Source organism: Mycolicibacterium agri (assembly GCF_002553505.1).
Taxonomy (GTDB): domain Bacteria; phylum Actinomycetota; class Actinomycetes; order Mycobacteriales; family Mycobacteriaceae; genus Mycobacterium; species Mycobacterium agri.
Genome location: NZ_PDCP01000183.1, coordinates 1 through 2,782 on the forward strand (window position 1 = coordinate 1; position 2,782 = coordinate 2,782).

General features: G+C 60.5%; 2 protein-coding genes and 2 pseudogenes. 3 read left to right on the forward strand and 1 reads right to left on the reverse strand.

Features of this window, described 5'->3' with window-relative positions; translation table 11 throughout:
* Window positions 1-255, forward strand: a 255-nt coding sequence (locus CQY20_RS33540; RefSeq protein WP_109789712.1) for an IS30 family transposase, incomplete at its 5' end; no start/stop codon positions are given.
* A gap of 6 nt (window positions 256-261) precedes the next feature.
* Here CQY20_RS33540 and CQY20_RS35845 read toward each other — a convergent pair.
* Window positions 262-510: pseudogene (locus tag CQY20_RS35845) on the reverse strand (hydroxypyruvate isomerase); the annotation flags it as partial.
* Between the two features lie 366 nt (window positions 511-876).
* On the opposite strand from CQY20_RS35845, the gene CQY20_RS33550 reads away from it, so the two are divergent.
* Window positions 877-1,353 carry a ribose-5-phosphate isomerase gene (locus CQY20_RS33550; RefSeq protein ID WP_097945656.1) on the forward strand — a complete coding sequence of 159 codons (477 nt, stop codon included), beginning with the start codon at window positions 877-879 and terminating at the stop codon, window positions 1,351-1,353.
* Between the two features lie 1,181 nt (window positions 1,354-2,534).
* Window positions 2,535-2,782, forward strand: a pseudogene (locus CQY20_RS33555) (hydrogenase expression protein HypE); the annotation flags it as partial.

The window sequence follows — 2,782 nt, forward strand, 5'->3', positions numbered from 1 at the left end:
GAGCTCGATATCTACTTCTGCGATCCGCACTCGCCATGGCAACGCGGCAGTAACGAGAACACCAACGGGCTGCTGCGCCAATACTTTGCTAAAGGCACCGACCTATCAGTGTTCCCGGCCGACTACCTCGACTACGTTGCCGCCCAACTCAACACCCGACCCCGCAAAACCCTCGGCTGGAAGAAACCCGCTGAAGTCCTCGACGAGCTACTCTCAAACCCGCCAAAACCACCCGCTGTTGCATCCACTGCCTGAAATCGCCGACAAAATGCCGCGCTCGCCGCCGGCCATGTCGCCTGCAGCGTAGTTGAGTCCAGATAACGTCACCCCGGCGTCGGTGATCGCACGGATGAACGCCTCCGTCTCACGATCGGAGGGCACGGGCTCGACGAACGGCCACCAATATTCGACTGCGTCGAATCCCGCGTCACGGACAGCTCGCGGCCGTTCAAGAAGCGGACGGTCGGTTAGCAGAATCGAGCAGTTGACCGTGTACGCGACCCCCGTCATAGTGACTTCCTCTACGCCAAGGCGCCCACCGCGCGCGAGCTGAAACAACCACAAATTTCGCATCGTGAAAAACCAATTTCAATACGATGCCAGTTGAACCTGCCAAACGCGCGCTGTCAAGGCCGACAACCGAGTTTTCTATCTTCACGGGGCAGCGGCGACCGCACAGGACGTAGTCATCAGGACAGGCAACTGCTTGTTTTGATGGTCACCGCACAGCCGTCGATTCACGCGGCGAGCACCTCCCATGGGCTGCGGAGGCAGCCACACAGCCGCCCTGGCCGAAACGCCGAGTTGATGCTCTTTCGTCAGCGGCACATTCAGGTCACCATCCGACGCGATCGAAGCGTCTGCCAAAATAACGGCATGCGCGTCTACCTGGGCTCCGACCACGCCGGATATGAACTCAAGCAGCACATCATCACCCACCTGCAGAAGAACGGGCACGATCCGGTCGACTGCGGTGCCTACGCCGACGACCCCAGCGACGACTACCCACCGTTTTGCATCGCAGCGGCCCTGCGCACCGTCGGTGACCCGGGCAGCCGGGGCATTGTGCTGGGTGGCTCGGGCAACGGCGAGCAGATCGCGGCTAACAAAGTGAAAGGCATCCGCTGCGCCCTGGCATGGAACTCCGAGACTGCGTCGCTGGCGCGTGAGCATAACGACGCCCAAATAGTCAGCATCGGTGCGCGGATGCACACCGTCGAGGAGGCGCTGGCCATCGTAGACACTTTTCTCGCCACACCGTTTTCGAAAGGCGAACGCCACCAGCGGCGTATCGACATCTTGACGGACTACGAGCGCACCGGGCAGGCGCCCCACGTGCCCGGAGCCGGCTAAAGCAACGGTCGGCTCCGACGTGAAGCGTGTTGCAGCCTTTGTCGACACCGACTTGGGCGCGTGAGGTCGTCGCAGGCTGGCGTGAAGTAGACCGATAAGTAGTCGATTACGCGGCAGATGAAAAATCTGAACAGCGAACCCCCGCTGTCGTCTATATCAGGCGCGGATGCGCGCCGCTGGCTCCCCGTTGCCACTCCCTCAGGTTCCCGGTTCGGCCATGATGCCTAAATGCGTTGTGCAGCAAGACAACCCACACGTGGGGCAGGAAGCTAGCGGTGCGTGATTCACCGCGAAAGGTCTGTGCGAGCACCAGCCAACCGCTGACGGTATTGGCGGAATAGCGACCGACGGGCTTGTGAGGCCGACTGATTCGGTGTTTGAGGAGAAGTGACCACGCAGCCGGGGTCTAGGGCATCGACGAAGCAGTCGCGAACCTCGACAGCCAGCCGCAGCAGACGTCGCGCGTGTGATCACGAAATCCTTGTTCGTCGACGTCGTGCGGTGGTGGCGATGTCGATGAACTAGATGAACTCCTGCAGGCCCCACTTATGTACCTTCACCCCGATTCACAGCATCGGCGAAGTATCTCAGGCCGACTACGCAGCAGAGCAGGTTGAGCGGACGCCCACCCGCCATGTCGGCGCGGCGGAGCGTGTAGCGCCGGACCCGGCGAAATACCCTGGCGGCCAAACCCCTTAGGTATCATCACATTTCACCTACGCGTTCGTCAGCCGAGATGTAATCGTGGCTCTTGGGGTAGCGGCCCGGAAGTTGCGTACCTCTTGGCCCTCTCGACAGGCGTTGAGAGCGCCGTGCGTAACGTCCATCGAAGTGGTGAACGAGTGGCGAGTTGGGCCAGCGTGCGATCTCCCTGGCTTCACGAGCCACTGTGGCCGCGAACGGATGCAATCGTCAACATACGAACCCTGTCCGCCGCGAAAGGCTATGAATTTGGCAGAGTTTCGGCCTGATTTATCAACCAAAACGTTAAGATTCCGGCCCAACGCATATTACAGCAGAGCCGAACAATGCCGTCCAGTTTGCCCAAACATTCTAGGTACCGCAACGCGTACTTGACATGTCATTCTGCAGGGGGTAAGTCCGAGGTAGCGCTGCGCAAGTGGGCCGACGGTCGACTCCGGTGGCGCAGGGACGCGGCCCGTCCCAGAAAGCTGTGACATATGCCTACTGAAGCTGCAGTCAAAGCGGAAGAGGCCTTGATCCATGTCCTGTGGATTAATGCCGGTTTGAGTTGTGACGGTGATTCGGTGGCGTTGACTGCCGCCACCCAACCCAGCATCGAGGAGATCGCTCTTGGCGCCCTTCCCGGTCTGCCGAAGGTCGCCGTCCATTGGCCCCTGATTGATTTCGAGTGCGGACCAGAGGGGGGCGCGGACGATTTCCTGGAGTGGTTCTTCAAGGCAGACCG